Below are 3,484 nucleotides of genomic sequence, written 5' to 3' on the forward strand. Positions count from 1 at the left end.
GCACAGGCAGAAAAAAAGATTTCTGATCCTTTGTGCAAAACAGAGAATTTTAAATTTTCTATATCCGTGACAGCAGGCAGCCGCCAGACACTTATCCACTGCTTTCTTTTTTCCTTTCGAATGCGATGTGGATGAGACTCAAAAAAACATCTGTTTTAAAACAGCAGGTGGATATCTTTCCTAAAAGAATGAGCATACAGGCATATCTTTCATTTTTTTAGGAAAGATATCCACAACTGAGGTACCGTCAGATTGACAGTACCATCTGTCCCGTCTGTTTGCCATATCCCCGTACTTCTTTTATAATAGGGATAAGAAAACAAAGGACGGAAATGCCATGCCTCATGATACAGAAGATATGATCCAGCTTTTATTAAGCACGAATAAAGAACAGGAACAGACCATTGTGGATCTCAGAGCTACCATAAAAGAGCTCCGCAGCACGATTGCGAACCTGAACGAGACGATAGATGAACTGAAAAGGAAGATCTTTGGAACATCCAGCGAAAAGACCAGGCGTCCTGATCAGGAGGAAGGAATCCAGGAGGAAGAAACGGTGACCGTTGTAAAAGAACATACACGGACCAGAAGAAAAAAGTCTGTTCGTGCAGATCTGTATGAGGCCCTTCCCATAAAAGAGATCTCCTGCGATGTTCCCCCGGAAGAAAGGATCTGTCCGGACTGTGGTTCCCCGATGGAACACCTGGGGTATAAGTTTGTCCGGGAAGAACTGCGTATCACTCCGGCAAAAGTGGTAAGGGTCCATTACATGCAGGAAACCCTTATGTGTCCTGTATGTCGGCAGGAGGATGAGACAACGATCGTAGAGGCAAAAACACCGACACCGCTTCTTGCCCATAGTCCCGCATCGCCGGATATGGTGGCAATGGTCATGTACCAGAAAAGCTTTCTGCACCTTCCCTTTTACCGTCAGTCAAAAGACTGGATGGAAAAAGGGGTGCCTGTCCCAAGAGAAACTGCAGCGCACTGGTACAATTACTGTTCACTGGAATATCTCTCTCCAGTCTATGAAGTAATGCATCAGGAACTGCTGGCAAGAGAGATCCTCCATGCAGACGAGGTACCCTGTCAGGTGCTTCATGAAGAGGGAAAAACTGCCACTTCAAAATCCTATATGTGGATCTACCTGAGCGGGACTGATGGAAAACCACCGATCATCCTGTATGATTACAGACCCGGACGGAGCGGGGATTATCCGATAGAATTTCTCCATGGTTTCACTGGGATGCTCCAGTGTGATGGGTATAGTGCATACGGCAGGATCGAAGATGTTGTCCTGGTCTGCTGTCTTGCCCACTGCAGGCGTAAGTTCTTTGAAGCAGTCCCAAAAGCACGTCAGAAAAAGCTGAAACTTCTGGACATTAATTCTGAACAGGAACTTGCAGAACCTCCGCAGGGAACTGCAGAAGACAGTTCCCTGCTCCCTGCCGAAAAAGGAGTTGCATTCTGTAACCGTCTTTTCTATATGGAACGTCTCTACAAAGAACTTCCACAGGAGGAACGAAAACAGAAACGCCAGGAAACAGAACCTGCCATCTGGAATGAATTCTGGACATGGTTGGAAACCCTGGAGCCTGCTGGCGGGAGTAAGCTTGAAAAAGCGGTAAACTATGCCTTTAATCATAAAGAGACTCTTATGAATTATCTGCTGGATGGAAGATGCGAGATCTCTAATAATGTAGCGGAACGTCGGGCAAAAACCTATGTAACGGGGCGTAAAAACTTTCTGTTTCATGATACTGCTGATGGAGCAACGGCAAGTGCCATTGTATTGAGTCTCATAGAAACAGCGAAAGCCAATAACCTGAACATCTATCATTATCTCTACACCTTGCTGCTGTATATGCCGGACTATAAAAATGAGCCCGCAGGCATAAAACAGCTGCTGCCATGGAGTGACTTTATAAAAGAAAGATGTACAGGGATCATAGATATCGAAAAAGTAAGACCTGAAGAACGTGGGAACCTGAATATTTAAAGTTCCCTAAAAGTCGTGACCGGGTGATTATTCATCGCTTACGAAGAACCGATATATGGAAAATATGGAATGTTGCGAAAACAGTTCCTGAAGGAACACAGATCAGCAAAATATCAATACTTGCTATTGACTGGAAAGCTGACGGAACACCTGAATCAGATTGATCAGGAAGCCAGAAAGCAGGTGGAAATACTTATGGAACAGATGGTGAAAAAACAGGGTGCGACGGAAGAATTAAAGGCACAGGATCAGATGAAGTGGGTTAGATTAATGATTAATATAAAATCCAGTGCAGAAGAAATTGTAGTGAAAAATACGATATATATGTAGGTGGAAATAGGCGGTCGAAAAGGATCGCTTTTTTCTGTTTTGTGTGTATTGGAATAGTATTTTAAAATGAACTATGGTAGAATAAAGTAAAGACAAATCGAGAGCTTTTGGATAAAATTTTGAAAATTATCGAGGAAGTTACTATGAAAAAATGTAGATATTGTGGCAAAGAATTAGATAGTAATTTGGAATTTTGTAGCAGTGAGTGCGAAAACAGCTATAGAAAGATAATTGAAAAAGATAGACATAAAATTAAGTATTTCATTTCGAGCATTATTTTAGGGTTTTTAGCTATGTTTTATGGTGTTGTGTCAAGCCGCAATTGCATGATTGGAAGTGGAATTATAGTAATGGGGGTCACTGTTGTTTTGCTTCCATTTACTACTTCAGAAACAACTGCTTTATTTGGAAATAAAAAGGCGAGATTTATTGGAAGAATACTAGGCATGATACTTATAGCGGTTGGAATATGGGTAGGGTTTATTTGATGACAACTTTAGTCTTTAGAGCAAATTAATCAGAAGTTGAGAGGAGATCTCTGTAATGTTTATATTTTTATCTGCGTGTTCACTTTTAGTACCGTTATCTATGATTATATTGGGATATACGTGGAAAGATAAGCCTCCTAAAGATCGGCAGGGGAGTTCGGGATATCGAACTACTATGTCAAGGATGAATGATGAAACATGGAGATATGCACACAGGTGTTGGGGCTGGATAAACTTTGTTTTAGGAATCATCCTGGTGATACTATCGATTTTTATTTTGATTTTAACGAAAGATGATACAAACTTTGAAATGATTTCTGTTTATTTGGTGTTTTTACAATTAGGAATTATGGTGCTTACAATTATTCCGACAGAATTTTTGTTGCATAAACATTTTACAAAGTAAGGAATGAAAAAATAGCTAATTTCCAATTGGCGGAAATGAAAATCGGAAGTTGGAGGATTGAATTATGTGGAATGAATTAGGTATAAGCGGTGGAACCGCAATTGTTATTTTGATTGCACTGTATTTCGTTATCAAATGGGCAGTGAAGAATGGCATCAAAGAAGCCTACAGTGCTATCACTGGAAAGAAAACTGATGAAGATATCCAAAACGAAAAAGAGTTGAAAGAACTTGGATTGGATTCAGAAGATCAATAACTTCA

5 protein-coding genes are annotated in these 3,484 nt (G+C 40.8%); all 5 read left to right on the forward strand.

Annotated elements, in window-relative coordinates; all coding sequences use genetic code 11:
* Positions 1-337: 337 nt before the first annotated feature.
* The 5 genes from tnpC to AC075J_RS06640 all read left to right on the forward strand — a co-directional run bounded on the left by tnpC (position 338) and on the right by AC075J_RS06640 (position 3,479).
* Positions 338-1,999: an IS66 family transposase gene (gene tnpC / locus AC075J_RS06620; protein WP_055200993.1), complete on the forward strand. Its 1,662-nt coding sequence runs from the start codon at positions 338-340 to the stop codon at positions 1,997-1,999.
* A 33-nt stretch (positions 2,000-2,032) separates the two neighbouring features.
* Complete coding sequence (locus tag AC075J_RS06625) at positions 2,033-2,329, forward strand: TnpV protein (RefSeq protein WP_055200992.1); 297 nt, start codon at positions 2,033-2,035, stop codon at positions 2,327-2,329.
* A 143-nt stretch (positions 2,330-2,472) separates the two neighbouring features.
* Positions 2,473-2,817, forward strand: a complete 345-nt coding sequence (locus AC075J_RS06630) for an eL24 family ribosomal protein (RefSeq protein ID WP_008705137.1) — start codon at positions 2,473-2,475, stop codon at positions 2,815-2,817.
* A 55-nt stretch (positions 2,818-2,872) separates the two neighbouring features.
* Complete coding sequence (locus AC075J_RS06635) at positions 2,873-3,223, forward strand: SdpI family protein (protein WP_020993192.1); 351 nt, start codon at positions 2,873-2,875, stop codon at positions 3,221-3,223.
* 64 nt (positions 3,224-3,287) lie between these two features.
* The gene (locus AC075J_RS06640) at positions 3,288-3,479 is read left to right on the forward strand and encodes a DUF6019 family protein (RefSeq protein ID WP_008705135.1); all 192 of its coding nucleotides are present in this window, start codon (positions 3,288-3,290) and stop codon (positions 3,477-3,479) included.
* The last annotated feature ends 5 nt before the right edge of the window (positions 3,480-3,484 follow it).

Source organism: Blautia sp. ZXY-1-C6 (assembly GCF_056339875.1).